This window comes from Paenarthrobacter aurescens (assembly GCF_041549525.1).
Classification (GTDB): domain Bacteria; phylum Actinomycetota; class Actinomycetes; order Actinomycetales; family Micrococcaceae; genus Arthrobacter; species Arthrobacter aurescens.
This window is the reverse complement of record NZ_CP157456.1, coordinates 2326481-2352418: the sequence shown is the minus strand read 5'-3', so window position 1 is coordinate 2352418 and position 25938 is coordinate 2326481. Positions and strand designations below refer to the sequence as shown.

Sequence of the window (25938 nt, the reverse complement as noted above, 5' to 3'; positions counted from 1 at the left end):
GGACTCATCCTAGGGTTTGCTGGAAAGAGTCCGTGGGACCGAATCTTCATTGTGATGCTGCTTAGGGTAGCCTAAGTCGGGTGGATCAGATCATGAGTTTGCCGTTCGGCGTCGCACTCGCGGCGCTCTTCGCTATTGTGATGATCCGCGTCAACGTCACTTACTGGATCGGGCGTGGAGCTGTAGCCGGACTCGCCCACACCCGCTTCGGAAATTCGCTGGAGCGGCCCAAAGCAGCCCGGGCCCAGGCGCTGATACAGCGTTGGGGTCCGTACGCCGTCGTGCTGTCATTTCTGACCATTGGCCTCCAAACGGCCATTAACCTCGCCGCCGGTGCCGCGCGCATGCCGCTTCGGCGATACCTGCCCGCGGCCGTGGCGGGTTCGCTGATGTGGGCACTGCTCTACGCGACGATCGGTCTTGCAGCCTTGGAGGCTTGGCTGGCCGTAACCGCTGCCTCACCCGTTGGGGCTGCCGTGGGTGTAGCGGCTTTGGCGGGGATTGTTCTCTGGGTTGTCGTCTTCCGTCGGCGTCGGGCCAGAGCCAAGTCACCGGATACAGTGGTCTGAGTTCTACAGCTGGATCGGCGAAAGGCCTGGGTTGACTACTGCATTACCGGAACTGGCGGACGGCGACTTCTACTACGAATCACTGGGCGGGGGACGTTTCAGGTCCACCCTTCACGCTCAAGGTGCGTGGAATCCGCACGAACAACATATGGCTCCCGCGTCGGGCATCATCGCAGATGCTCTGGTTCGGCATGAGCCGCGGGATGATGTCCGGATAGCTCGCATCAGCTACGAGATCCTTGGGCTTATTCCCGGTGGTGAGTTCCAGATCACTACTTCGACGCTGAGGCCGGGCAGGACCATTGAACTCCTCCAGGCAGAACTATCGGCAGGGGGACGTGTGGCTATTCGCGCCGCTGCCTGGCGCATGATTACCAGCGACACCAGTGCTGTGGCAGCAGTGGAGGATGAGCCCATGCCGGCTCCTGATGAATGCAAGCCCTGGGATGGGGCGAGCGTGTGGCCGGGGGGTTACATCCGTTCTCTGGAAATGCGGATAGCCGAAGGGCACCGTCCGGGGTCGGGCAAAGTATGGATCCGGACGTCCCACCCGCTCACTGATCACCGGGACAGTTCTGATCTGGCCCGCCTGATGGGCTTGGTGGATACCGCCAATGGCATTGCTGCGCGTGTTCCTCCGGGGGAGAACAGCTACATTTTTCCCAACGTCGATCTCCAGATCCACATGTATCGTGCGCCCTCGGGTGAGTGGTTGGGCCTGGACAATAAGGTCTCTTTCGGAGCTGATGGGATCGGCCTGACATCCACGGTCCTCCACGATGTAAACGGGCCTTTTGGGCGGGCCGAGCAGATCCTGACTGTGAGGAAGAGTTGATGGGCCAACCCGGTGCGGGGCACCGTCAGCTCACTGTTTATCGCCAAAAAGAGTCCATGGGTGCCGCCGGTGACCTCGACTTCGCTTTGGAACTGCTCCAGCGTGCCCGCAGCGGCAGGCTCGGCCCGTCTCTTCGCCTCTACCGGCCGCAACCTACTGTGGCGTTTGGTCAGCGCGATGCAAACCTTCCGGGGTTTCACGCTGCGGAGGAGGCCTGCCGGGAACTCGGGTTCGAACCCCTTATTCGCAAAGCAGGAGGCCGCGCCGCTGCATACCACCAGGGAACGCTGGTGATTGATCACATCGAGCCGCACCCGGACGCAATTGTTCGTGCCAAGGCACGTTTCTCGGAGTTTGGCGATTTGCTGGCCGGTGCGCTTCGGAGTGTTGGCGTCCACGCCGCCGTCGGTGAAATTCCTGGGGAGTACTGCCCTGGCGAATTCAGTGTCCACGGTGAGGACCCTGACTTCCCGGCGCACCGCATCAAGCTGATCGGCACGGCCCAGCGCGTCGTCTCGGGTGGATGGCTCTTCAGTTCTGTGATCGTGGTGGAAGACTCCACGCCCATCCGGGAGGTTCTTACAGCCTCCTATGCCGCGCTTGGCCTGGAATGGGACACTGCGACGGCGGGGGCTGCCAATGATTTGCTGCCGCACCTGGATGTTCAGTCCGTGGAAGAGGCCGTTATTGAGGCGTACCGCGGGTATGCCGACATTGTGGACGGCGACTTCAGCAGCCTGGTGGGTTAAGGGACTTACCGCACCAGGCTGCTGAAGGGGACGCGGGTTGTGTCAGTGTCCGCGGGCGATCCATTCGTCCAAGTGCGGTTTTTCATCGCCGATGGTGGTTGAATCACCGTGTCCGGTGCGGACCACGGTTTCCTCGGGCAATGAGAGGAGCTTGGTCCTGATGGACTCGATGATGGTGGGGAAGTCGCTGTAGGAGCGTCCCGTAGCCCCGGGTCCGCCTTGGAAGAGTGTGTCTCCGCTGAAGAGAGTATCTTTGCTGGCCAGGTGCAGGGATACAGATCCCGGAGAGTGTCCGGGAGTGTGGATCGCCTTCAGCGTCGCGCCGGCAACAGTGAACTCGTCACCGTCCGCAATCGCGGCGTCCGGGTCAGCGTGGGGGAATACCGTCTTCCACAGCATCCAGTCCTCTTGGTGCAGGTGAATGGGTGCGTTGACCAGGTCCCGGAAAGCGCCGGCGGAGCTGATGTGGTCGTCATGGCCGTGGGTCAGCAGGATGGCTTTGACAGTGCGGTCAGCTACGGCCTCGCGGATTTTTTCGGGGTTGTGGGCGGGGTCAATGACGACGCACTCGGAATCGTCGCCGATGATCCAGACGTTGTTGTCCACGTCCCACGTTCCTCCGTCCAGCGAGAAAGTACCGGACGTGACTACGTGATCGATCCTGACGTTGCCGGCGCTCACAGCTCAACCACCGATCGGAGGACGGCGCCTTCATGCATTTTGTCGAACGCTTCTTCCACTTGGTCGATGGTGATGCGCTCGGTGACGAAGGCGTCCAGGTCCAGCTTTCCTTGCTTGTACAGGTCCACCAGCATGGGGAAGTCCCGTGACGGCAGGCAGTCGCCGTACCAGGACGACTTGAGTGATCCGCCTCGGCCGAAGACATCCAGCAGGGGCAGTTCCAAGGTCATCTCCGGTGTGGGGACGCCAACCAGGACAACGGTGCCTGCGAGGTCGCGTGCGTAGAACGCCTGCTTGTAGGTTTCGGGACGTCCGACGGCGTCAATCACCACGTCTGCGCCGAAGCCACCTGTGAGGGCCCTGATTTCTTCAATGGGGTCCCCAGTGGAGGAGTCCACGGTGTGGGTTGCGCCGAGGTCCTTGGCGCGCTTGAGCTTTTTTGCATCGATGTCCACGGCGATGATGGTGGTGGCGCCTGCGAGCGCGGCTCCGGCGATGGCTGCTACGCCCACGCCGCCGCAGCCGATCACTGCCACGGAGTCGCCTCGTTTGACGTTGCCGGTGTTGATGGCTGCACCCAGACCTGCCATGACGCCGCAGCCGAGGAGCCCCACTGCGGCGGGGTCGGCGTCGGGGTCTACTTTGGTGCATTGGCCTGCGGCCACGAGCGTCTTTTCGATGAAGGCGCCGATGCCCAGGGCTGGCGAGAGTTCAGTGCCGTCTTCGAGTGTCATTTTTTGGGTGGCGTTGTGGGTGTTGAAGCAGTACTGGGCTTGGCCGCGGTTGCAGGCCCGGCAGTTGCCGCAGACTGCGCGCCAGTTGAGGACTACGCGATCGCCGGGTGCTACATCGGTGACGTCCGGGCCGACTGCGCTGACGACGCCGGTGGCTTCGTGGCCGAGGAGGAACGGGAAGTCGTCGCTGATGCCACCGAGTTTGTAGTGGAGGTCTGTGTGGCAGACGCCGCTGGTGAGGATGTCCACCAGTGCTTCGCCGGGGCCGGGCTCGGGAACCAGGATGGTTTCAAGGGTTGCGGGGGCGCCTTTGGAGCGGACGACGACGCCTTTTACTGCGTGGACCATGAAGTGATGTTCCCTTCGGGCTCTGAGGAGGAGCGGGTCCTGGAAATACCAAAAGGGCCCGCTACGGAATCACACTCTGTCTATCACAGGTGACAGACAGAGTGCGGATTGTTCCGTGCGGGCCCGGAAGCGGCAGTGCGCCTATGCGGCCAGGCGGCTCTCAACTTCTGATGCGGACGGGTTGGTGGCCGCAGTTCCGTCAGGGAAGAGGACGGTGGGGACGGTTCGGTTGCCTCCGTTGAGCTGCTCGACGAGTTCGGCGGTGCCATCGACTTCTTCGATGTTGATCTCGGTGTAGCCGATGCCTTTGGCGTCCAGCTGCTTCTTCAGGCGGTTGCAGTAGCCGCACCAGGTGGTCGAGAACATGGTGATGGTGCCGGAGTCGGGAGTGAAGTCCACAGAGCTCTCCTCGGTTGTGGTTCGTTGTGCACTGGATATTTCGTTGTTATCAACGGTAACCCGCGTTGGAATAATTCCCGTTCGGCAGCTAAGCCGGGTTACGTCACAGGCCGGTGCTGGTGCGTTGTGTTGAAGAGGAGGCAGACTGTACCCATGTGTGGACGCTATGTGATGGCTCGTGCGGTGGGAGACTTGCTCGCCGAGTTCGATGCCGAGCTGGAAAATGAGATCGCGCTGGAGAAGTCCTGGAACGTGGCACCGACTGATGCCGTTCCCATTGTGTTGGAGAGGCTGATTGACGATGGCGTCAAGCGGCAGCTTCATGTGGCGAAGTGGGGGTTGGTTCCTTCATGGGCCAAGGATCCCAAGGGCGGTGCGAGGCTGATCAATGCCCGGAGTGAAACGCTGCTGGAGAAGCCCTCCTTCAAGAAGGCTGCTGTGGCCAGGCGTTGCGCTGTTCCGGCGGATGGCTATTACGAATGGAAAAAGGGGGAGGGCAGGAACAAGCAGCCGTATTACGTGCACCCGGGGGATGGGCACGGTCTTGTTTTTGCCGGTTTGTATGAGTGGTGGCGGGATCAGTCGGCCCCTGCGGATGACCCGGGCCGTTGGTTGCTGTCCATGTCCATCCTGACTGCTGACACGCCAACGGTGGATGAGGCGAAAACCCGGCGTAGTGCCTCGGTATTTGATGAGCTGACTGCCCTCCATGACCGTGTTCCGTTGCCTATGAGCACTGAGACGATGGAAGCGTGGTTGGATCCGCGGGAGAAGGACGCTCAGGGGTTGGTTGATTTGGTCCGTTCCAGGGCGCACGACGCTGCGGCCGGGTGGACATTGGACGCAGTGGGTGCTGCGGTGGGAAATGTCCGCAACAACTCACCGGAACTCATCGAACCGGTGGAGGCTCTCTTCTAGCCTCAGAGAGCCTCGGTGACCAGCCTAGAGAGCCTCAGTGACGGGGACGCCGGATTGGAACTCCCGGCCGTCTGCTTCGCTGAAGCCGGTCATGACGTGGCCTTTGCTGAGCCCGTGAATGGCTGACATCGGGAAGTTCCCGGTAATGACGTTGCCCGAATGCTCTACGCCCTTGATGTCGTAGTTCTCCTCGGCGCTGAGTGAATGGTTGAAGGAATAGAACGAGATCGCCTCGCCGTTCATGAACTCGATGCCTAGCCTGCGTTGTGATGAATAGTCCTCGCTGGCAGCAACAAGGCCCACGACGTAAGCGCCGGAGCCCGGGATGTTGCCATCAATTTCGAACCGTGCCACGAGGTTGTCGTTTTCGGCGGAAATGTTGACCTGTTTCAGGAGTGCGTCATTGGTGCTCATGCCACAATCCTGCTCTGTGGACCGGCTGGCGTCCACCCCTTTGGTCTCATCCCTCAAGAAGCCGGCGGATGTTCCGCGCCACGGTGGCGGTGTCAATGTCCTGGCCTTTGCGTGCGGTCAGCAGGTGCATTGCCAGGCCGTCGCTGTAATCCGATACTGCCTCCGCCCGTGCCCGGGCCTCAGGGATGGACAGGGCCTCGAGGAGGTGGGCCAAGGACCATACCAATCGTTCGTGCCCGGCGGCTACCACCTCGGGTTGATCCAGGGCGAACGCGAATCTGGCGCGGGTCAGTTGGGCATTTTCCTTTGCGAGTCCCAGAACCGCTGCGGCGATCTGTTCGGCCAAGGCAGCTACCGACGTCGGTATGTCCATTCCGCCCTCCTCCAGCAGGAGGCGGTCACGTTCTTCAACGCGGTCGACGGCGGCGCCCATCAGTGCGGCCCGGTTGCGGAAATAGTTCGAGGTAGTTCCCAGGGAGACACCCGCCTGGGCATCTACGGCCCGGTGGGTGAGTCCCTTCAGGCCTTTGGCAGCAACGACGGCCAGTGCTGCGTCTGCTAGTTCTGTTCGGCGGTCAGGCATGGCGAAAGTCTAACTTCACCCCCTATTGCTACTACAAATGTAGTAGTACAGTGGGGCCATGGAAAAGGTGGACATCATTGGTGGAGGAATCGCCGGACTCGCGCTCGCAGGGATACTTGATCCCGGCAGGTTCGAGGTCACCATCTACGAGCAGAGACCTGAACTGCCCACAGTAGGAACAACCCTCGCCATGTGGCCCGAAGCCCAGGAGGCGCTGTCCGAGCTGGGGATCCTGGGGGCTGTCCGAAGCCGCGGCGCCATGATCAGGACCGGCGCGCTGCGCAGCCCCTCCGGGGAGCCCATGCTTTCCATGGAAGGTGAAGGTCTGTTGGGGGTATCCCGCCCCGCACTGCTTGAGCGCTTGGACGCTGCGGTGCCCGGTTCGGTGCGCAGGGTAGTGGGCAGGGTGGAGCAACTGCCCGGCGGTGCCGGATTGACCGTGGGTGCAGATGGGGTAAACAGTGTGGTTCGATCAAACCTCCGCGGCAGGCACAGCGCAGCGCGGCCCACACCATTCCTGGCCGTCCGGGGAGTCATCCCCGGAACCCCGCACCCACAGGACATTGGGGAATACTGGGCGCGGGGTCAAATCTTCGGCCTGGCTCCGGCGGGAGGTGGAAGCAACTGGTACGCCTCCTTCCGCTCAGATCTTGGACCGGACAAAGTAGACGTCGCCGATGCCCTTGAAGTGACCCGAAGCCGCTACGCAAACCACTCACGCGCCGTGCGGGAAGTACTGGCGGCAGCAACACCGGAAAATTCGCTTGCCCAACGCATCTGGATCTGTCCGCCCCTGACCCGGTACTCGCAGGGGAACATGGTGCTGTTGGGTGACGCCGCCCATGCCATGACCCCCAACCTGGGGCGGGGTGCCTGCGAAGCACTCATCGACGCAGTGACGCTGGGCAAACTGCTGAACCGGCTGCCCAAGGAAAAAGCCCTTGCGGCCTACGGCAGAAAAAGGGTCATGCGCACACAACTGCTCCGGTTTGCCTCATCCCTTATGGGCAGGGTGGCGCTTGCCCAAAGTGCCCAGCCCGTGCGCGATGCCCTGGTCAAACAGGTAGGGAACCGTCTCTCACGAGCCCGGGAAAGGGCAGAAACTTCGAAGTAGGTTTTGTCCGGGCGTCGGCGTAAACTGGAACTATTCGAACATACATTCGAATAGGGAATACGGCGCAAAGAGGTGAAAAACATGGGGCTGTTCAGTGAATCAATAGCAGTGAACTGCAAGGACACAAACTGCAATGACACAGGCCAGCCACAGTACGTCCAATGGAAAGGCACGCAGTACACGGTCACCAACGAACCCGTCCGCTGGTACGAACGCCGCCAATGGTGGCTCGAAGAAAACCGCGCACCACTGGGAAGCGGAGCCGGCCTGGTAGACCACGAGATCTGGCGGGTACAACTCATCCCCTCCACAGCCGGACCCGGGACCGTCCACACCATCACCCTTGACCTCGTCCGGCACATGGGCAGCGGACGCTGGCGACTCCTGCGCATCCACGACGCCGCACCATCACGCGCCGAAGAACCCGAAGAAGCAGCGTGACCCTTGAGCTTCACCCACCTGCACGTCTCCACAGCCTTCAGCGCACACTACGGCGTCTCATGGCCTGAAGAACTTGCCCAAACGGCAGCGGCAGCCGGAGCCACGGCGCTCGCCTGCACAGACCGTGACGGCCTTTACGGCACCATCAAACACCTCAAAGCATGCATGGACGCCGGCATAGACCCCATCATCGGGGTAGACCTGGCAGTATTCGACGACGACGGCGACCACCGCACCCAAGTCGCGGGCCGCGTCGTCGTACTCGCCCACGGAAACAACAACGGCGCCGGATACAAGGCACTATGCCGCCTCATATCCGACGCCCACGCCCGCACCTCAGGAAAAGCCGGGGGAGCAGTCCCCGCCGCAGTAACACGCAGCGAACTCGCATCAAGAACCCTCCACCCCCAAACCCTCAAACCGGTCCTCACCGTACTCATAGGACCCGACTCCGACGTAGGCCAGGCAATGGGCGGCCGCAAATACCTCAGACCCAGAACACTCTTCAAGCAATGGGTCGACGCCATGCCCCCCGGAACCATGGTTGCCGAAGTAGTCTCCCACCTCAGCGCCCCCGGAGAACCACTGAGCACAGCCCACGCCGTACGCATGCTCAAACTCGCTCTCGAATACAACATCCCCGCAATACTGAGCAACGCAGTCCGCTACTGCGCACAAGACGGCGCACCCACCGCGGACGTACTCGACTCCGCACGCACCCTCAAATCCCTCCCCGAACTCTCAACAGGACCCCTCCTGCAAGCAACAGGACAGGGCTGGCTGAAAACACCCCGGCAAATGCTCCAACTCGGCAAAGAAATCATGCACGCCGCAGGCCAAGGAAAAGCCGACCTCAACAAACTCCTCGCCAACACCGAAGCGCTTGCCGACAAATGCCGGATCAATCCCGTCCTCGACGTGGGATGGAAAAAACCAGTAGTCCCCGAAGCCTCCATCATCGGCATCGAGGCCGACCCCATGCTGGAACTCACCCAACGCTGCGAAGCAGGAATCAACAAGCGGTTCCCAGGCATCAAGGGCACTGCAAAAGAACAACTGCGCTCGCGGTTGGAGCACGAGTTGGGAATCATCAGCCGGCTTGGCTTTGCCTCGTACTTCCTCACCGTGGCTGAGGTTTCCAGGATGATCCTCGGCATGGGTGTGCGCGTAGCCGCCAGGGGGTCCGGCGCGTCAAGCCTTGTCAACTACCTGATAGACATCAGCCAGGTTGACCCGATACGCCACGACCTCATTTTCGAACGGTTCCTTTCGGGCCGGCGGTCCACCCTTCCTGATATCGATCTTGATGTTGAAAGTGCTGAAAGGCACAACGTCTACCGAAAGATTTTTGACCGCTTCGGGGCTGAACGCGTCACCCTGATGAGCATGCAAAACGGCTACAGGGCCCGTGGTGCCGTACGGGATGCGGGGATGGCCCTGGGGATGCCTGAGGAAGAAGTCGGTGAGATTGCCAAGCAACTGTGGAGATTCTCCGCACGAAAATTCCGTGAAGCCCTGGTGGAGAAGCCTGAACTAAGGGATTTCGCAGGGCGGGTGGAACGGGGAGCCCTGGAAGAAAACCAGCAACTGGACCTGCTGGTGGATCTGACAGAAAGGCTGGATCGCCTGCCCCGGCACATCTCCATGCATCCCTGCGGAGTGATTCTGGGAGATGCCACTCTCTTGGATAGAACACCCGTTCAACCCAGCGGCTTGGGTCTTCCCATGAGTCAATTCGATAAACACGACATGGACCCCATGGGCATGCTCAAGTTGGATGTTTTGGGAGTGCGGATGCAGAGCGCCATGGCCTTCGCGGTCCGGGAGGTGATTCGGCTTCATCCTTCCAAAGCCGAAGTTGTCGCAGCAGGGAAACATCCGGTGCAACCAGACGGAAACGGCCCGGATTACATTGCTCCCGACGGCAGGATTGACCTCAACGCAGTGCCCTTCGACGATGAGCCCACCTATGACCTGATTCGCAGTACCCACACGCTTGGTTGCTTCCAGATTGAATCACCGGGGCAGCGGGAACTCATAGGAAAAATGGCACCCAGGGAATTCAACGACCTCATCATAGATATCTCCCTTTTTAGGCCCGGACCCATGAAATCGGACATGGTGCGGCCTTTCCTGGAACACCGGCATGGCTTTGCTCCTGAAATTTATCCGCATCCGGATCTCAAACCCGTGCTCCAGGAGACCCACGGCGTGACAGTGTTCCATGAGCAGATCCTGAAGACCTTCAACGTCATGACAAATTGCGGTCTGGACAGGGCTGACGAGTTTCGTCGCGCCCTGGGTGACGAAGTGCATGAGCCGGGAGTGGAGAAGTACTTCAGGGGCGAAGCAATCAAAAAATACTCTCCGGAAGTGGTGGACAAAGTTTGGGGAACCCTGAAGGCTTTCGGCAGTTTTGGCTTCTGCAAAGCCCACGGCGCAGCCTTTGCCGTCCCCACCTACCAATCGGCGTGGCTCAAAGCCCATCATCCCGAGGCTTTCCTGGCCGGGTTGTGGGAACACGATCCCGGGATGTATCCCAAGCGGCTCTTGGTTGCTGAAGCACGCCGGTTGGGCATTCCCATCCTGCCGCTGGATATCAACAGGAGCCAGGCGGAGTACCGGGTGGAGAAGATTCAGCAAGGACCTGACCAGGGCAAGCTCGGTATCCGCTTAAGCCTGACGGGAATTTATGGGCTGTCCGGGGCGGAACTTAAGCGGATTGTTGCCGGGCAGCCTTACGATTCCCTGGCCGACCTTCGGGCGAGGGCAAGGGTTAGCAAGCCGAACATCAAAAGACTCGCTCAGCTGGGCGCCTTTGATGCCTTACATAAGGATTCCGGTGGTAAAGCCAACCGTGCTGATCTGGTCCATCATTTGCAGGCGCTCCAAGGCAGTCCTTCCAGGAAAGCCCCCGATGTCATCGAAGGGCAGCTGTCATTTGCCCTGGGTGATGTTGAACTAATGAACCTCTCTCCTGAGCTGCCCGAGCCCACCATGGTGGATAACGTCAGGGCCGAGCTTGATCTCATGGCTATGGATGTCAGCGAACACTTAATGGAAAGCCACCGCCCGCTTTTGGAAAAACTGGGCGTCACCACGGCCGATCAACTGCTGGGCCTGCGCAACGGAACCGAAGTTCTGGTGGCAGGGGTCAGGGTTGCCACCCAGACCCCGCCAATGCGGGGCGGCAGGCGTGTGGTGTTCATCAGCATCGATGACGGCACCGGGTGTGTGGATTCGGTCTTCTTCCATGAAGCCCAGGAAGAATCAGGGCCTTTGCTGTTCGGTACCCGCCTGCTGCTGATCCGGGGAACCACCAGAAGAACCGGACCCAAGGGAATCAGCCTGAGCGCCACCAAAGCCTGGGACCTCAGCCATCCCGAAGCTTTGCCCTTTGCAGAGCTCCTCCCGGCCGAAGCGGAACTACCGGATGAATACAACCACCACGGGCCGCTCCACGGTATCTCCAGAAACCTCGCCATCACCGGCCTGGGAAGCTGAAGCCGCAACGGAATCCGGCCTTGACCAGCCCCCGGCGCGCGCTGCTTTGGCCGCCTTCGCTGAAGCGGATACGATTGACGGTGGCTGGCTGTGGTCCCCGTACGCCACAAGCTATGAAGCCTCAACTATGAATAGGAGACACCCGTGTCAGATGCCCAACAGATCACCCTCATCGTCGATGGCGAAGAGACCAAGGTGACGGAAGGGACTACCGGCGCGGAACTCTTCTTCGAGCGCCGCGACGTCGTAGTTGCCCGGGTCAATGGCGTACTCAAGGACCTTGACCAGGTTCTCACCGAGGGCGCCGACGTCCAGGGCGTCACCATCGATTCCCCCGACGGACTCAATGTTCTTCGCCATTCCACGGCCCACGTCATGGCGCAGGCTGTGCAGCAGTTGCGCCCCGACGCCAAGCTTGGGATCGGCCCCTACATCACTGACGGCTTCTACTTCGACTTTGACGTCTCTGAACCGTTCACTCCGGAAGACCTGCGCACCCTGGAGAAGATGATGCAAAAAATCATCAACCAGAACCAGAAATTCGTGCGCCGTGTTGTCACCGAAGACGAAGCCCGCCAAGCCATGGCCAACGAGCCCTACAAGCTGGAGCTGCTGGGTAAGAAAAACGAGGCCACCGACGCCGCCGAAGGGGTCAATGTTGAGGTCGGTGCCGGCGACATCACGATCTACGACAATGTGGACCGAAAGAGCGGCGAGAGCATCTGGTGCGATCTCTGCCGCGGCCCCCACCTGCAAAACACCAAAATCATCTCCAACGCCTTCGCCCTGACCCGGTCCTCTGCGGCGTATTGGCTCGGCAACCAGAACAATCAGCAGCTGCAGCGCATTTACGGTACTGCGTGGCCAACCAAGGAAGCCCTCAAGGCGTACCAGGAACGCATTGCCGAGGCCGAGCGCCGGGATCACCGCAAGCTCGGCGTTGAACTGGATCTTTTCTCCTTCCCTGACGAACTGGGTTCGGGCCTTCCTGTGTTCCACCCCAAGGGCGGCATTATCCGCAAGGCCATGGAGGATTACTCCCGCCAGCGCCACGTAGATGCCGGCTACGAGTTCGTCTACACCCCGCACATCACCAAGGGACACCTCTACGAGGTATCCGGGCACCTTGACTGGTACAAGGACGGCATGTTCCCGGCGATGCAGGTGGACGCCGAATTCAACGAAGACGGCAGCGTGCGGAAACCGGCTCAGGACTACTACCTGAAACCGATGAACTGCCCCATGCACAACCTGATCTTCCGCTCCCGCGGCCGGTCCTACCGCGAACTTCCGTTGCGCCTGTTCGAATTCGGTTCGGTGTACCGCTATGAAAAGTCCGGCGTTGTGCACGGGCTGACCCGTGTCCGCGGCATGACACAGGATGACGCCCACATCTACTGCACCCGCGAGCAGATGAAGGACGAGCTCACCACCACGCTGAACTTCGTACTGGGCCTGCTCAAGGACTACGGCCTGGATGACTTCTACTTGGAGCTTTCCACCAAGAATGAAGAGAAGTTCGTTGGTGACGACGCCGCCTGGGAGGAAGCCACGCGTACTCTTTCCGAGGTAGCCGCAGCTTCAGGCCTGGAACTCGTTCCGGATCCGGGCGGAGCAGCCTTCTATGGCCCCAAGATCTCTGTCCAGGCAAAGGACGCCCTTGGCAGAACCTGGCAGATGTCCACAATCCAGCTCGACTTCAACCTGCCGGAACGCTTCGAACTGGAGTATCAGGCTGCGGACGGCACCCGCCAGCGTCCGGTCATGATCCACCGGGCACTTTTCGGTTCCGTGGAACGCTTCATGGGCGTGCTCACTGAGCACTACGCCGGAGCCTTCCCCGCGTGGCTCGCTCCCGTCCAGGTAGTGGGCAGTCCAGTGGCCGAAGCTTTCAATGACTACATGTTCGACGTCGTTGGGCAGCTCAAGGCGGCCGGCATCCGGGCCGAGGTGGATATCTCCTCGGACCGGTTCCCCAAGAAGATCCGCACAGCCAGCAAGGACAAGATTCCGTTTGTCCTGATTGCCGGCGGTGAGGACGCAGAGGCCGGTGCGGTGTCGTTCCGTTTCCGGGATGGCAGCCAGGACAACGGCGTGCCCGTAGCCGAGGCGGTCCGCAGGATCGTTGACGCTGTCAAGAACCGCGAGAGCTGACGGAACGGACACAAAGACGGTGCAGGAGAACACAGGCGCAGAAGCTGGCCTTCCGGGCGATGCCGATGTAACCGATGATTTCGGATTGGCGGGCGTACCGGACGCTTTTCAGCGCCTGTGGACTCCACACCGGATGGCCTACATCAAGGGCGGGCAGGATCAATTCAAGAACAAGGATGACTGCCCGTTCTGTGTAGGGCCCACTCGCTCGGACGAGGAAGCCCTGATCGTCCACCGGGGACGGACTTGCTACGTCGTCCTGAATCTCTTTCCTTACAACCCCGGGCACCTTCTCATCTGCCCCTACCGGCATGTACCGGACTACACGGACATCACCGTGGAGGAAACAGCCGAGTTCGCCGAACTGACGCAGACGGCCATGCGGGTCCTGCGGAAAGTCTCGAATCCGAGCGGTTTCAACCTGGGAATGAACCAAGGCGTTACCGGGGGTGCCGGCATCGCCGCGCATCTCCATCAGCACGTGGTTCCGCGCTGGGGCGGGGATGGCAACTTCTTCCCGATCATCGCTCAGACCAAGGCCATCACGCAGACACTCGATGAGGTCCGCAAGCTCGTGGCCGAAGCCTGGCCGGGGGAGTCGAATGCTCAATAGGCATGCGCGCGGCTTCTTTACTTCTCTTTTCACTCCTTTAGCGCGTTGGCTCCTGAGGATCGGTGTGTCTCCGGACGCCGTGACCATAGCGGGAACCTTAGGGGTGATTCTGGGTGGACTCGTCCTCTATCCGTTGGGCTACTTATGGTGGGGCTCGGTGGTGGTGGCATTCTTCGCCTTTTCCGACGTCGTGGACGGCATCATGGCAAGGCTGCAGGGTCGCAGTGGTGGCTGGGGCAACTTCCTGGATTCCACCCTGGACAGGCTCGCCGACGGTGCGATCTTTGCAGGCCTGACCATATGGTTTTTCACCAGCGGCGAAGATCCTGCAATTGCCACGGCCGCCGTCGTCTGCCTGGTTCTTGGAATGGTTGTTTCCTATGCCCGTGCCAAAGCGGAGTCCCTCGGCTATCAAGCGAGTGTGGGAATCGCCGAACGTGCAGAACGGTTGGCGTCGGTGCTGCTCATCACCGGGCTCACCGGACTAGGCCTTCCGCCCGTTGTGCTGTTCGGGACACTGATCATCCTGGCCCTGGCGAGCGTGGTGACAATCGTCCAGCGGATGGCCACCGTGCGCAGGCAAGCCATGGCTGAAGCAGACGGAGCTGCCGCCGCATGACGCCTGGGCGTTGCTGTACTCCAGGGGAACTGGCAACCGACCAAAGTCGCCCATGCACAGTTGTGCACCTGCCCTACTGCAGGGAGTTTGTTGCCTTTCATGCGGGTAATGAATGTACTGCCGGCATGCAAGGTGCGACTACTATTACTAGTACTTGGTCACCTTGACCTGAAACCCGGTGTGCGCTGATTGCGGTCGTGTGGCTGCGCGTGCCTCCGGCAAGAAGGTCGTTTATCTACCCATAGGGGTTTTTGTGTCTACACCAGATGTAAGCAACGAAGCCGGTTCGTCCGCGAACAGCGTCACGGGCAGCAGCCGCGTTAAGCGGGGCATGGCGGAGATGCTCAAGGGCGGCGTCATCATGGACGTCGTTAACGTCGAGCAGGCCCGCATCGCCGAGGATGCCGGTGCCGTTGCCGTCATGGCGCTCGAGCGCGTCCCGGCCGATATCCGCGCCCAGGGCGGGGTGTCCCGCATGTCCGATCCGGACATGATCGATGCGATCATCGCTGCCGTGTCCATCCCGGTCATGGCGAAGGCCCGCATCGGTCACTTCGTCGAAGCCCAGGTCCTGCAGTCCCTCGGTGTTGACTACATCGACGAGTCCGAGGTCCTGACCCCGGCCGACTACATCAACCACATTGATAAGTGGAACTTCACCGTTCCCTTCGTCTGTGGTGCCACCAACCTTGGTGAGGCGCTGCGCCGCATCAACGAGGGCGCGGCGATGATCCGTTCCAAGGGCGAGGCCGGCACCGGTGATGTTTCCAACGCCACCGGGCACATGCGCAAGATCCGCTCCGAGATCGCCAAGCTCGCCGCCCTCCCGGAGGATGAGCTGTACGTTGCGGCCAAGGAACTCCAGGCCCCGTATGAGCTGGTCAAGGAAGTTGCCGCCACCGGCAAGCTCCCCGTGGTTCTGTTCACTGCCGGCGGTATTGCTACCCCGGCTGATGCTGCGATGATGATGCAGCTCGGCGCTGACGGCGTGTTCGTCGGTTCGGGCATCTTCAAGTCCGGCAACCCGGCAGAGCGCGCCGCCGCCGTCGTGAAGGCCACCACCTTCCACGACGACCCCGATGTCATCGCCAAGGTCTCCCGCGGCCTGGGCGAAGCCATGGTGGGCATTAACGTGGACGACATCCCGCAGCCGCACCGCCTCGCAGAGCGCGGCTGGTAAGAGCAAAAAGCAGTACGACGCCGGGCCGGGCACCTTCAAAGGTGCCCGGCCCGGCGTCGTTCTATTCCAGCCCCCTGCGCTTGAGGAGGGGGCCGAGCTCGGCGTCGCGGCCCCGGAAGGCGCGGAATGACTCGAGGGCATCACGGCTGTTACCCCGCGAGAGCAATTCAGATCTGAACCGATCCCCGTTGGAACGGGTCAGGCCCCCGTTTTCCTTGAACCACTCCACGGTGTCCGCGTCCAGCACCTCACTCCAGATGTAGGAGTAGTATCCCGCTGCGTATCCGGCGCCGGCGAAAATGTGCTGGAAATAGCCCGTCCGGTACCTCGGCGGAATCAAGGGGTGGGCAATGCCTGCCTCGGCCAGCGCTTTGGACTCGAAGGCCGGAACGTCCTCCGGCACCTCCGATTCGGACACCACATGCCATGCAAGATCCAAGAGCGATGCCGCGAGGTACTCGGTAGTTGCGAATCCCTCTCCCCACAACATTGACTCGTTGAGTTTGTCCACGGTCTCCTGCGGCAGGACTTCTCCCGTGGAGTAATGCCTTGCGTAGTTGGCCAGTACCTCCGGCCACATGATCCACATTTCGTTGACCTGGGAGGGGTATTCAACAAAGTCCCGCGGCACCGATGTCCCGGAGAACCGCGGATAGGTAACCTTGGAAAACAGGCCGTGCAGCGCATGGCCGAACTCATGGAAAACAGTACGGACTTCGTCCAAAGACAACAGCGTGGGCTCGCCCGGAGCAGGTTTGGTGATGTTGAGGTTGTTGATCACTACCGAGCCTGTTCCCAGCAAGGTGGACTGTTCCACGAGGGAATTCATCCAGGCGCCGCCGCGCTTTGATTCGCGGGTGTAGTAGTCGCCTAAAAACAGGCCGAGGCCAGTACCGTCGTCGTCCCGTACTTCCCATATGCGGACATCCGGATGGTAAGCGTGGAGGTCTACTCTTTCATGGAACGTCACTCCGAACAGCTGCTTTGCTGCATGGAAGACGCCCTCTTTGAGGACAGTTTCCAGACTGAAATAGGGGCGGAGCTCCTGCTCATCCACAGCGAATTTCTCTTTGCGGACCTTGGCCGAATAGTAGGCCCAATCCCACGGCTCAAGTTCGTGGCCGGCGGCCTCGGCCAAGGCCTCTGCTTCCGCTTGGGCATTGCGAACGGCGGCCGGAGCCAGGCGGGCCAGCATCTCCTGCACATGGCTGAAACCGGGCGCAGTCTGCTGGTCAACCACCAACTCGGCGAAATTGGCAAACCCCAGGAGGGCCGCCTTCTCTGCCCGCAAACGGGCAGTGGCCTTCACCAGGTCGCTGACGTCCAAAGCGCCGCCATCACTGCCGCGTGCCACAGAAGCCTCGAAAAGACGACGACGGATGGCCCGGTTTTCCAGGAAAGCCAGAGCCGGCTGATTGCTGGGTTGAATCAGGGTCAGCAAGTATTTGCCGTTATGGCCGGCGGTTTTTGCTGCTTCCGCTGCACCGGTGATCACCTCAGGCTGGAGACCGGCGAGCTCATGGGCATCGTCAAGAAGCAACGCAGCGGACTTCATGGCTTCCTTGACGCGCTGACCGTACTCCGTGCCTAACCGGGACAGCTCAGCGTTGACCTCGCGCAAGCGCTGTTGCCCGGCGTCATCGAGCTGAATCCCGGATTGCCGGAACTCCTTGAGATACTCCTGTACCAATCTGGAGGACTCAGCATCCAGACCCGTGGTGTTAATGGACGCGAACCGCTCATAGAGACCGCGGTTCATGTAGACAGCGTCCTGATGGGCCGAGAACTTGGGGGATAACTCCGTCTCCAGCAACTTGATGGCCTCGGAAGCATCAGCGGAGACCAGTGTGAAGAAAGCCGCAGCGGCCCTGTTGAGGAGGAGCCCGGACCGCTCCATGGCCACGGCCGTGTTTTCCACCGTGGCGGGCTCAGCATTGTCCACAATGCCGGCAATCTCACTCAAATGCTCGGACAAGCCTGACTCGACGGCTTCGGCGTAGTGCTCTGCAGAAATGCCGGCGAAGGGCGGGAGCCCGTAGGGCAGCGGGCTGGGGCTCAAGAGTGGATTGGTCATGAAGTGACTCTTTCACGTAAGAAACGTGTCCTCAAGAGCGGCACGCCCGGATCCGCAGGGCTTCAGCCGTAGGATGAAATTCATGGGCAAAGTCACATTTTCAGGCGGACGGTTTCGTCCTCGCAAGGCGGCGCTCTTTGCCAGCGGCGTGGCTTTGGTCCTATCGCTGGCCTCGTGCGGTGTCATTGCGGAAAACGAAGACGCTGATCGCAGCAGTGCCGCTCCCGCCCCCGCCAGCGAGGCCCCAAGCCCAACACGCACCCCCGCACCAAACCCCACCCCGGGCAAGGGGCCCGCTTGTCCCGAACTCCGCTGTACATCCATTACCGTGACCGGAGACATGCTGGTTCATACCCAGCTCTGGCAACAAGCAAGGGCTGACGCTGCGGCGCTTGGACAGCCGGGCTACACCTTCGTTCCGCTTCTGGAAGGCCAGCGCCGCTACATCCGCAACAGCGACCTCGCCATCTGCCATCAGGAGACGCCGGTGGCCACACCTGAGGGGCCTTTCTCTGCCTATCCATCCTTCGACGTACCGCCGCAAATCATCACAGCCTCCAAGGATGTGGGCTACAAGGCTTGTACTACCGCCAGCAATCACACCATCGACCGCGGAACGGAAGGTTTGCTGCGGACACTGGATGCCCTGGACGCAGCAGGACTGAAGCACACCGGCTCGTACAGGACAGAGGCGGCGTCCAAGGAGATCCTCATGCTCCAGACAGACGCTGCCAAGGTGGCGGTGATCATTGGAACCTATGGGCACAACGGTCAAATCCCGGAGTACCCCTGGCTGGTTGACGAACTGGATCCAGCCACCATGATCGCGAAGGCAAAACAGGCCAAAGCGCTTGGAGCTGACATTGTGCTGGGCGTCATGCATGCCGGGGACGAATACGCCAGTGAGGCTAACGCCCAGCAGCAGGAGGTTGCGCACGCATTGGTGGACAGCGGCCAGTTCACCATGATCTACGGGCACCACACACACTCGGTGTTGCCGATCGAAAATTACAAGGGAACGTGGATCGTCTATGGCCTGGGCAACGGAGTCACTGAACTGTCACCCTGGTATGTCCTGAACAATGAAGGGCTGTTGGTCCGGGCGCAGTTCAGCCAAAACACTGAAGGGGTCTGGAGTGTCTCGGACCTCGCCTGGGCTCCGTCAGTGATTGTGCGGGACCCCTATCGGTGGTGCTCCGTGGCCAGCGACGCGCCCCAAGGCGTTTGTGCCACCCCAGCGGCCGATGCCCAGACGTATCAGCGCACCAAAACCGTGGTTGAGTCCATGGGCGCAGCCGCAGCGGGCGCGCACGAACTGCTCATCACCAAGGAAAAGTAATGCCTACCTTGGCCGCCGGGCTGCGTGTTCGCGCGCAAGGCGGGCGTATTCGTCGTCGGGCGTTCCCGGTACGAAACTGCCGAACTTGCGTTCGGCAGCCGTGCGGATGAGGAAATCCGCTATGGCCGGGTTCTTCGGGAGTAAGGAACCGTGCAGGTAGCTCGCCACAACATTGTTATAACGTGCGCCCTCATGTCCGTCCTTGCTGTTGTTGCCCGCTCCCTTTGTTACCGTGCCCAGTGGCTGGACGCCGGGGCCCAGAGTAGTCTGCCCGCTGTGGTTCTCATATCCGAGGATGTCGCCAAACTCGGTGGACTTCATGCTCACGTTGCCGATGAGCCGCTCATCAGTGCCGTGGGTTTCGACGTCAAGAATGCCGATGCCGGGAATGACCGGGCCAGTGCTGGTCTTGAAGAACTTCCCGAAAAGTTGGTACAAGCCACAAATGACCAGCATGGGCGCGCCCTCGTCCGCCAACTGCTTGAGGCGGGCTGCGCGTGCCTGGAGGTCGTCCTGAATGACCAATTGGCCGCTGTCCTGGCCGCCGCCGCCAACAATGATGTCGACGTCGTCCGGGAATTCGTCGCCCACGTTGTACTCAAGCAACTCCGGGGTGTAGCCATGCCACTTGATCCGTTGCTTGAGGACCAGGGCGTTGCCCCAGTCGCCATAGATGTTCATTTCCCGCGGGTAGAGCTGGAGAACGCGGATTGTCCCCTTGCTGGACTGGTTGTCCGGCGACGCCTGTGCTTCCGGCGTGTGCGGTGCTTCCGAAGTCATGAGACCACCTCAACTATGGTGATTTTGGCCAGTTCGCGGCGAATGGCGAGCATGGAAGTGTACGTGCAGAAAATGCGCTTGGGCTTGCCTCGCGATCCGTCGATGAAGGTCCGGAGTGCTGCGGTGATGTCCGGCTCCACCACACCAAAGTGAACGTCGTCGTATTGCAGGCGGAGGGCCATGTCGTAGGCGCGTACCCCCGTGAGGACTTCCACGCCGCTCTCGCGCAGGGAGTCGAATTCAACATCCCAGAGCCAGGACATGTCCCTGCCGTCAGCGTAGTTGTCATTGATGGCGATCATGGTGGCATAACCACCGGCGGGGAAGGACTTCAGCCCGAGCCGGAAACCGCTTGGATTCTTCACGAGCACCAGTTCCAGCGGTTGACCATCCACCGTGAGGCTTTCACCGCGGCCGAAGGCGGGAGCAACTTCCCCCAGGGCCTTCACCAGTTTGGGAGTATCCACTGGACCCGTTCCCATGATGGATCTCGCCAGGGACAACGCCGCGGCAGCGTTGAAGATGTTGTAGACGCCGCGAAGCTTCATCGATGTGGTGACGGTTTTGCCGTCGAACTCAAAGTCTGCGTCCTGGGCACCTACCCGTCGAAGCACGACGTCGGCAGCCGGCAGGTCTACATCCTCGCCGGTTTCTGCGGCAACAGAGGTCCCTGACGGCGAGGGGCCAATGCCTGTGGTTCGCATCTCGTCATCGTTGGGGAACGTACTGCGCAGCGATTCGTCGAGGCCGAAATAGCGGACTTCGGGGTGGTGGACGGCGTCCAGGGTGTTGATGGCACTGGCAATCCGGGCTACGCGAGGATCTTCCCGGTTGAGGACAACGGTGCCGGAGGTTTTTGAGGCGATGTGCTCCAGCAGGCGGGCGGTCTTATCGATTTCGCCGAAACGGTCCAATTGATCGCGCAGGACATTCAACAGGAGGCTGTACCGAGGCTCCACTTTGTTGACGAAGTGCACGGCATGGGCCTCGTCCAATTCGAGAATGGCAATGTCCGCGTCGAGCCGTCCACGCCAGTCCACATCGCCCAGCAGGGACGCTGCCACACCACGGGTGAAGTTGCTGCCGCTGCGGTTGGTGAACACTTTGAGGCCTTGGCTTTCAAGGAGTTCCACCACCATCTTTGTGGTGGTGGTCTTGCCGTTGGTGCCGCTGACCACCGCTACGCCGAGGGGGAGCGAAGCCAGCGTTCGCTGCATGAAGCCGGGATCGATTTTCTCAACCACCAAGCCGGGAAAAGCTGAGCCTCCGCCCCGGAGCCGGGACAGTGTGCGGACCAGCTTGCCGAGGGGAACGCTGAAGGAAAGCATGCTCTGTAATATATCCCAGTCAGGGCATGGAACCCCGAACGGCGGAAGCAGCGGGAAGCCGCGGGCAGCGCCACGAAGGGCTTGGACACTATGATGGTCCAATGACCAACCCCCTTTCCGACGCTTCGTCACGCGTGGGTTCAGGACTCCGGATCGGCGTACTGGCTCTGCAGGGCGACTTCCGTGAGCATATCCACGCCGTAGAAGCCGCTGGTGCTGTCGGCGTAGGTATTCGCCGTCCGTCAGAGCTCGATGACATTGACGGGCTCATCATTCCCGGCGGTGAATCCACCACCATTGACAAGCTTTCCAGGATTTTCGAAGTCCGCGACCCCCTCCGGAAGCGCATCGCGGAGGGACTTCCTGTCTATGGCTCCTGCGCCGGCATGATCCTCCTGGCCAACGAAATTGCGGACCCGTCCACTGACCTGGACGGAAATCCGCAGCAAACTTTCGGCGGGCTGGACATCACGGTCCGCAGGAATGCGTTTGGGCGTCAACGGGAGTCCTTTGAAACGGATCTGGACTTCAAAGGCCTCGAATTCAGCGCAGGGGAGTCCGGTGTGGATCCCGTCCACGCGGTATTCATAAGGGGCCCCTGGGTGGAGCGGGTGGGTCCAGGCGTGGAAGTCCTTGCCCAGGTTGATCCGGACCACGCCAGCCACACAGCCACATTGCATGGAGTGGCTAGAATTGTTGCAGTGCGTTCCGGCCAACTGCTGGCCACCTCCTTCCATCCGGAAGTGACGGGCGAGAAACGCGTGCATGAACTCTTTATTCGAATGATCAGAGGAGAAGCGTAAAGCATGTCAGGCCACTCCAAATGGGCGACCACCAAGCACAAGAAAGCCATCATTGACGGCAGGCGTGCAAAGTCGTTCGCGAAGCTGATCAAGAACATTGAAGTTGCCGCCCGCATGGGAGGGCCGGACCTCGCCGGCAACCCGGGGCTTGAACTTGCCGTCACGAAGGCCAAGAAAACTTCGGTTCCCAACGACAACATCGATCGCGCCATCAAACGTGGGGCAGGCCTCACCGGTGAAGTGGTGGACTACACCGAGATCATGTACGAGGCCCGCGGCCCGCAGGGTTCGGCATTGCTGATCGAATGTCTGACAGACAACAAGAACCGCGCCGCCTCCGAGGTGCGCCTTGCTATCTCACGCAACGGCGGCACCATCGCCGATCCCGGTTCCGTGAGCTACCTCTTTGCCCGTAAGGGTGTTGTTGTCTTGCCCAAGAACGGCCTCAGTGAGGATGACATCCTGATGGCGGTTCTGGATGCCGGAGCCGAGGAAGTCAAGGACAGCGGCGAGAACTGGGAAATTCACTCCGAGCCTTCGGACCTCCAGGCCATCCGCGATGCCCTGAAAGAGGCGGGCATCGACTACGACACCGATGAAGCCGAGTTTGTCCCCTCCATGCAGGTTGACCTGGATGTTGAAGGCGCCAAGAAGTTCATGAAGCTCGTGGATGCCCTTGAAGATCTGGACGATGTCCAGAACGTCTACAGCAATGCGGACCTCAGCGAGGAAGTTCAGGCCGCCCTCGACGCCGAATAGACGGCCACGCAGCACGTCAGTCAGACACTCAGCGTTTTACAGCCATCAGGAAGGCCCGGACTTGACTCTTCGCGTATTGGGAGTCGATCCGGGCCTTACCCGTTGCGGCATAGGTGTTGTGGACATCGAGAAAAACCGCAGGGCAACCATGGTTGCCGTGGGGGTGGTGGGCACCTCTGCTGAACTGACGCTGGATAAGAGACTGCTGGTCATTGCCCAGGCCATTGATGAATGGCTGGACCTGCACACCCCGGACGTCGTGGCGGTTGAACGTGTGTTCTCGCAGATGAACGTCAGCACGGTGATGGGTGTAGCCCAGGCCTCCGGTGTGGTGATTGTTGCTGCCGCGAGGCGCGGCATCCCCGTTGCGCTGCACACACCTTCTGAGGTCAAGGCGGCAGTAACGGGCAGCGGTACGTCGAACAAGGATGCAGTGACCAAGCTGGTAACGAAGATTCTCCGCCTGGATGCGCCGCCAAAGCCTGCTGATGCCGCCGACGCGCTGGCGCTGGCCCTGACCCACGCTTGGCGTGCCGGCAGTGGAATGGGCTCAGCGGGTGCCGCGAACGGCAGCGGTGGTCTTACCCCTGCCCAGAAAGCATGGGCGGACGCCGAAGCAAAAGCGCGCCGGAAACGCTGAATGGTGCCTCCCCTTGCTAGGGTATTCGTAGATATGTTCGGATAGTCCGCTCCGGCCGCAGTACTGACAGCAGTACCGCGGCAACGGAGCAGGCGGTAATTCAGGAGCCGGGTCTTGATCAGTTTTCTCCGTGGAACCGTAGCCCACGTTGGTTTGTCCACCGCTGTAATTGACCTCAATGGTGCGGGGATGAGCGTCTTCGCCACACCGCAGACCTTGAGCCACCTCAAAACAGGGTCCGAGGCCAAGCTCTTCACGTCCATGATTGTCCGCGAGGATTCACTGACCCTGTTCGGTTTCGCCGACGACGACGAACGCGAGGTCTTCGACGTCCTGCTGAGCGTCAGCGGTGTAGGCCCGCGTTTGGCTCTGGCCGTTCTGGCAGTGCATGAACCCGAGGCCATCCGGGTGGCGGCGCACACCGGTGACAGCAAAACGTTCACCAAGGTACCGGGAATCGGTCCCAAGGTGGCCGGCCGGATTGTCCTGGAACTTGCCGGGAAGCTGGTTCCCCACGGCACGGGTACCGGCACCGCTCCGGTGGCCGCCGCCAACGCCGAATGGAAGCCTCAGGTTGTGGCGGCCATGACAAGCCTGGGATGGTCCGAGAAGGACGCCAATGGCAGCATCGACAAAGCCATGGCTGATTCCCCGGAACTCGTGGACGCAGGAAACGTGGCCCAGATTCTCCGGGCTACGCTGCGCTGGCTTGGCCAGGACGGCGCACGTGCAGGCAACCGCGTAGGCAGCCGTGGCTGAGCAGTCACTCGTCAGCGGGGGAGAGGAACCGGAAGAGCGGGTCATTGAGGCCGCCCTCCGCCCTAAAAACCTGCATGATTTCGTGGGACAGCACCGGGTCCGTAAGCAGCTCGCTCTGGTCCTTGAGGCCTCAAAAATGCGGGGCCGCAGCGCAGATCATGTGCTGATGTCCGGCCCTCCAGGACTCGGGAAAACCACCCTTGCCATGATCATTGCAGCTGAAATGAACGCGCCGCTGCGCATCAGCAGCGGGCCGGCCATTCAGCACGCAGGAGATCTGGCCGCCATCCTCTCCTCGCTCTCGGAGGGTGAGGTCCTGTTCCTGGACGAAATACACCGCATGTCCAGGCCGGCGGAGGAAATGCTGTACATGGCCATGGAGGACTTCCGCGTGGACATTGTGGTGGGCAAAGGCGCCGGTGCAACGGCCATTCCCTTGGAACTGCCGCCTTTCACGCTGGTGGGCGCCACCACCAGGGCTGGACTTCTCCCCGGTCCGCTGAGGGACCGTTTTGGATTCACCGGGCACCTGGAATTCTATTCAGTGGCAGAACTTGAGCTTGTCCTCCGGCGCTCAGCAGGGCTTCTGGACCTGAAGGTCAACTCCGCGGGATTTACGGAGATAGCAGGGCGGTCCAGAGGAACACCGCGTATTGCCAACAGACTCCTGCGCCGCGTCAGGGACTGGGCTTTGGTTCACGGCATTGATCAAATTGATGCGCGTTCGGCGTCAGCTGCCCTGGACATGTACGAAGTTGATGAGCGCGGCCTGGACAGGCTTGACCGCTCTGTTCTCGAAGCCCTCATCACCAAGTTCAACGGCGGCCCCGTGGGCTTGTCCACTCTGGCCATCGCCGTAGGCGAGGAACCCGAAACCGTGGAGACTGTTGCTGAGCCGTTCCTGGTACGTGAAGGACTTTTGGGACGTACGCCGCGAGGACGAATCGCCATGGCGTCAGCTTGGACCCACCTTGGCTACGCCGTGCCGGCCGGAGTCTTCGGTCAGGAGACGCTGGCGCTGTTTGGTGAGGACGAAAACCACGCCGAAAGCGTCGATACCATCGGTTAACACCCTCTGTTCAGCTTTTCCCACTAGACTGGTATGACGCTCGGCACGTTCGAGTCCTTGATCCATGCCGCTCTGCGGATCTGCCAGGGACGTTGCCGTGAACCAAAACGTAAGTACAGAACGGAACTTCCCTGTGGATCCAATGACCATATTGCTGTTCGTCATGCTTGGACTCTTTGTCTTCATGATGTTCCGCCGCAACAAGAAGACCCAGCAGCAGCAGGCTGAAATGCAGTCAAAGTTTGCCCCGGGCGTCGACGTCATGACCAGCTTCGGTCTCTTTGGCCGCATCGTGTCCATCGACGAAGCCGAGAACAAAGTAGTAATTGAGCTCTCCCCGGGCAACCAGGCCACGGTTCACCGCCAGGCTGTCACCAAGGTGGTAGAGGCTACTCCCGAAGAGGCACCGGTTGTCCCGGACGACGCTTCTTCCCTGACCCCCGCGCAGACCGAAGCGCCTGCCGCCGTCGAGACGCCGGAAGAGACCATTGCGCGCCTCAACAAAGAGGACAAGAAGGACAACTAGCACCGT

26 protein-coding genes are annotated in these 25938 nt (G+C 60.8%); 18 read left to right on the top strand and 8 right to left on the bottom strand.

Features of this window, described 5'->3' with window-relative positions; genetic code table 11:
- Positions 1-80: 80 nt before the first annotated feature.
- The 3 genes from ABI796_RS10855 to ABI796_RS10845 are packed head-to-tail and all read left to right on the top strand — an operon-like array spanning position 81 to position 2153.
- On the top strand, positions 81-569 hold the full coding sequence (locus ABI796_RS10855; protein WP_141286547.1) for a DedA family protein: 489 nt from the start codon (positions 81-83) through the stop codon (positions 567-569).
- Positions 570-600: 31 nt separating this feature from the next.
- Positions 601-1404 (top strand): thioesterase family protein, encoded by an 804-nt coding sequence (locus ABI796_RS10850; protein WP_141286545.1) that lies wholly within the window; start codon positions 601-603, stop codon positions 1402-1404.
- On the top strand, positions 1404-2153 hold the full coding sequence (locus ABI796_RS10845; protein WP_141286543.1) for a lipoyl protein ligase domain-containing protein: 750 nt from the start codon (positions 1404-1406) through the stop codon (positions 2151-2153). The genes ABI796_RS10850 and ABI796_RS10845 overlap by 1 nt, the downstream gene beginning before the upstream one ends.
- Before the next feature lie 42 nt (positions 2154-2195).
- Here ABI796_RS10845 and ABI796_RS10840 read toward each other — a convergent pair whose 3' ends face one another.
- The 3 genes from ABI796_RS10840 to ABI796_RS10830 form a co-directional block, all read right to left on the bottom strand.
- Positions 2196-2834 (bottom strand): MBL fold metallo-hydrolase, encoded by a 639-nt coding sequence (locus ABI796_RS10840; RefSeq protein ID WP_141286541.1) that lies wholly within the window; start codon positions 2832-2834, stop codon positions 2196-2198.
- Positions 2831-3916 carry an S-(hydroxymethyl)mycothiol dehydrogenase gene (locus ABI796_RS10835; protein ID WP_141286539.1) on the bottom strand — a complete coding sequence of 362 codons (1086 nt, stop codon included), beginning with the start codon at positions 3914-3916 and terminating at the stop codon, positions 2831-2833. The genes ABI796_RS10840 and ABI796_RS10835 overlap by 4 nt, the downstream gene beginning before the upstream one ends.
- Before the next feature lie 141 nt (positions 3917-4057).
- A complete protein-coding gene (locus tag ABI796_RS10830) occupies positions 4058-4315 on the bottom strand; it encodes a mycoredoxin (RefSeq protein ID WP_018777778.1) in 258 nt (85 codons plus the stop codon).
- A gap of 171 nt (positions 4316-4486) precedes the next feature.
- Here ABI796_RS10830 and ABI796_RS10825 point away from each other — a divergent pair, with 171 nt between their 5' ends.
- Positions 4487-5233 (top strand): SOS response-associated peptidase, encoded by a 747-nt coding sequence (locus ABI796_RS10825; RefSeq protein WP_246095907.1) that lies wholly within the window; start codon positions 4487-4489, stop codon positions 5231-5233.
- A gap of 24 nt (positions 5234-5257) precedes the next feature.
- Here ABI796_RS10825 and ABI796_RS10820 read toward each other — a convergent pair whose 3' ends face one another.
- Together ABI796_RS10820 and ABI796_RS10815 are read right to left on the bottom strand one after the other, a co-directional pair.
- Entirely contained in the window at positions 5258-5647 is a 390-nt protein-coding gene (locus ABI796_RS10820) for a hypothetical protein (protein WP_141286535.1), read from the bottom strand.
- Positions 5648-5693: 46 nt separating this feature from the next.
- Positions 5694-6230, bottom strand: a complete 537-nt coding sequence (locus ABI796_RS10815) for a TetR/AcrR family transcriptional regulator (RefSeq protein WP_141286533.1) — start codon at positions 6228-6230, stop codon at positions 5694-5696.
- A 58-nt stretch (positions 6231-6288) separates the two neighbouring features.
- On the opposite strand from ABI796_RS10815, the gene ABI796_RS10810 reads away from it, so the two are divergent.
- From ABI796_RS10810 to pdxS, 7 genes are all read left to right on the top strand, one after another.
- Positions 6289-7344 carry an FAD-dependent monooxygenase gene (locus ABI796_RS10810; RefSeq protein WP_141286531.1) on the top strand — a complete coding sequence of 352 codons (1056 nt, stop codon included), beginning with the start codon at positions 6289-6291 and terminating at the stop codon, positions 7342-7344.
- Positions 7345-7425: 81 nt separating this feature from the next.
- On the top strand, positions 7426-7785 hold the full coding sequence (locus tag ABI796_RS10805; protein WP_141286529.1) for a DUF6504 family protein: 360 nt from the start codon (positions 7426-7428) through the stop codon (positions 7783-7785).
- Positions 7786-7788: 3 nt separating this feature from the next.
- The gene (locus ABI796_RS10800) at positions 7789-11289 is read left to right on the top strand and encodes a DNA polymerase III subunit alpha (RefSeq protein ID WP_303409132.1); all 3501 of its coding nucleotides are present in this window, start codon (positions 7789-7791) and stop codon (positions 11287-11289) included.
- Positions 11290-11433: 144 nt separating this feature from the next.
- Positions 11434-13443 (top strand): threonine--tRNA ligase, encoded by a 2010-nt coding sequence (gene thrS / locus ABI796_RS10795; RefSeq protein ID WP_141286527.1) that lies wholly within the window; start codon positions 11434-11436, stop codon positions 13441-13443.
- Positions 13444-13462: 19 nt separating this feature from the next.
- Positions 13463-14056 (top strand): HIT domain-containing protein, encoded by a 594-nt coding sequence (locus ABI796_RS10790; RefSeq protein ID WP_141286525.1) that lies wholly within the window; start codon positions 13463-13465, stop codon positions 14054-14056.
- Positions 14046-14675: a phosphatidylinositol phosphate synthase gene (pgsA, locus tag ABI796_RS10785; protein WP_141286523.1), complete on the top strand. Its 630-nt coding sequence runs from the start codon at positions 14046-14048 to the stop codon at positions 14673-14675. Before ABI796_RS10790 ends, pgsA begins: the two co-directional genes overlap by 11 nt.
- Positions 14676-14928: 253 nt before the next feature.
- Positions 14929-15855 carry a pyridoxal 5'-phosphate synthase lyase subunit PdxS gene (pdxS, locus tag ABI796_RS10780; RefSeq protein WP_017197521.1) on the top strand — a complete coding sequence of 309 codons (927 nt, stop codon included), beginning with the start codon at positions 14929-14931 and terminating at the stop codon, positions 15853-15855.
- A 61-nt stretch (positions 15856-15916) separates the two neighbouring features.
- On the opposite strand, the gene ABI796_RS10775 is transcribed toward pdxS, so the two are convergent.
- Complete coding sequence (locus ABI796_RS10775) at positions 15917-17929, bottom strand: M3 family metallopeptidase (protein ID WP_141283609.1); 2013 nt, start codon at positions 17927-17929, stop codon at positions 15917-15919.
- Between the two features lie 73 nt (positions 17930-18002).
- On the opposite strand from ABI796_RS10775, the gene ABI796_RS10770 reads away from it, so the two are divergent.
- Positions 18003-19268 (top strand): CapA family protein, encoded by a 1266-nt coding sequence (locus ABI796_RS10770; RefSeq protein ID WP_141283617.1) that lies wholly within the window; start codon positions 18003-18005, stop codon positions 19266-19268.
- Between the two features lie 3 nt (positions 19269-19271).
- Here ABI796_RS10770 and ABI796_RS10765 read toward each other — a convergent pair whose 3' ends face one another.
- Entirely contained in the window at positions 19272-20048 is a 777-nt protein-coding gene (locus ABI796_RS10765) for a type 1 glutamine amidotransferase (RefSeq protein WP_141283608.1), read from the bottom strand.
- Positions 20045-21376 carry a Mur ligase family protein gene (locus ABI796_RS10760; protein WP_141283607.1) on the bottom strand — a complete coding sequence of 444 codons (1332 nt, stop codon included), beginning with the start codon at positions 21374-21376 and terminating at the stop codon, positions 20045-20047. Before ABI796_RS10760 ends, ABI796_RS10765 begins: the two co-directional genes overlap by 4 nt.
- A gap of 101 nt (positions 21377-21477) precedes the next feature.
- Between ABI796_RS10760 and pdxT the strand changes: the two genes are divergently transcribed.
- The 6 genes from pdxT to yajC all read left to right on the top strand — a co-directional run bounded on the left by pdxT (position 21478) and on the right by yajC (position 25932).
- Positions 21478-22179, top strand: a complete 702-nt coding sequence (gene pdxT, locus ABI796_RS10755) for a pyridoxal 5'-phosphate synthase glutaminase subunit PdxT (protein ID WP_141283606.1) — start codon at positions 21478-21480, stop codon at positions 22177-22179.
- Positions 22180-22182: 3 nt separating this feature from the next.
- A complete protein-coding gene (locus ABI796_RS10750; RefSeq protein WP_141283605.1) occupies positions 22183-22938 on the top strand; it encodes a YebC/PmpR family DNA-binding transcriptional regulator in 756 nt (251 codons plus the stop codon).
- Positions 22939-22999: 61 nt separating this feature from the next.
- Positions 23000-23578: a crossover junction endodeoxyribonuclease RuvC gene (gene ruvC, locus ABI796_RS10745; protein WP_141283604.1), complete on the top strand. Its 579-nt coding sequence runs from the start codon at positions 23000-23002 to the stop codon at positions 23576-23578.
- A gap of 114 nt (positions 23579-23692) precedes the next feature.
- Positions 23693-24337 carry a Holliday junction branch migration protein RuvA gene (ruvA, locus tag ABI796_RS10740; RefSeq protein ID WP_141283603.1) on the top strand — a complete coding sequence of 215 codons (645 nt, stop codon included), beginning with the start codon at positions 23693-23695 and terminating at the stop codon, positions 24335-24337.
- The gene (gene ruvB / locus ABI796_RS10735; protein WP_141283602.1) at positions 24330-25406 is read left to right on the top strand and encodes a Holliday junction branch migration DNA helicase RuvB; all 1077 of its coding nucleotides are present in this window, start codon (positions 24330-24332) and stop codon (positions 25404-25406) included. Before ruvA ends, ruvB begins: the two co-directional genes overlap by 8 nt.
- Before the next feature lie 142 nt (positions 25407-25548).
- A complete protein-coding gene (gene yajC / locus ABI796_RS10730; RefSeq protein ID WP_174754544.1) occupies positions 25549-25932 on the top strand; it encodes a preprotein translocase subunit YajC in 384 nt (127 codons plus the stop codon).
- Positions 25933-25938: the final 6 nt, after the last annotated feature.

Coding starts and splice junctions, on each gene's coding strand:
- ABI796_RS10750 (WP_141283605.1), top strand. CDS start 22,183: ATGTCAGGCCACTCCAAATGGGCGACCACCAAGCACAAGAAAGCCATC.
- ABI796_RS10820 (WP_141286535.1), bottom strand. CDS start 5,647: ATGAGCACCAATGACGCACTCCTGAAACAGGTCAACATTTCCGCCGAA.
- pgsA (WP_141286523.1), top strand. CDS start 14,046: ATGCTCAATAGGCATGCGCGCGGCTTCTTTACTTCTCTTTTCACTCCT.
- yajC (WP_174754544.1), top strand. CDS start 25,549: ATGACCATATTGCTGTTCGTCATGCTTGGACTCTTTGTCTTCATGATG.
- ABI796_RS10760 (WP_141283607.1), bottom strand. CDS start 21,376: ATGCTTTCCTTCAGCGTTCCCCTCGGCAAGCTGGTCCGCACACTGTCC.
- ABI796_RS10770 (WP_141283617.1), top strand. CDS start 18,003: ATGAAATTCATGGGCAAAGTCACATTTTCAGGCGGACGGTTTCGTCCT.
- ABI796_RS10810 (WP_141286531.1), top strand. CDS start 6,289: ATGGAAAAGGTGGACATCATTGGTGGAGGAATCGCCGGACTCGCGCTC.
- ABI796_RS10765 (WP_141283608.1), bottom strand. CDS start 20,048: ATGACTTCGGAAGCACCGCACACGCCGGAAGCACAGGCGTCGCCGGAC.
- ABI796_RS10825 (WP_246095907.1), top strand. CDS start 4,487: ATGGCTCGTGCGGTGGGAGACTTGCTCGCCGAGTTCGATGCCGAGCTG.
- ABI796_RS10835 (WP_141286539.1), bottom strand. CDS start 3,916: ATGGTCCACGCAGTAAAAGGCGTCGTCGTCCGCTCCAAAGGCGCCCCC.
- ABI796_RS10805 (WP_141286529.1), top strand. CDS start 7,426: ATGGGGCTGTTCAGTGAATCAATAGCAGTGAACTGCAAGGACACAAAC.
- ABI796_RS10845 (WP_141286543.1), top strand. CDS start 1,404: ATGGGCCAACCCGGTGCGGGGCACCGTCAGCTCACTGTTTATCGCCAA.
- ABI796_RS10815 (WP_141286533.1), bottom strand. CDS start 6,230: ATGCCTGACCGCCGAACAGAACTAGCAGACGCAGCACTGGCCGTCGTT.
- ABI796_RS10775 (WP_141283609.1), bottom strand. CDS start 17,929: ATGACCAATCCACTCTTGAGCCCCAGCCCGCTGCCCTACGGGCTCCCG.
- pdxT (WP_141283606.1), top strand. CDS start 21,478: ATGACCAACCCCCTTTCCGACGCTTCGTCACGCGTGGGTTCAGGACTC.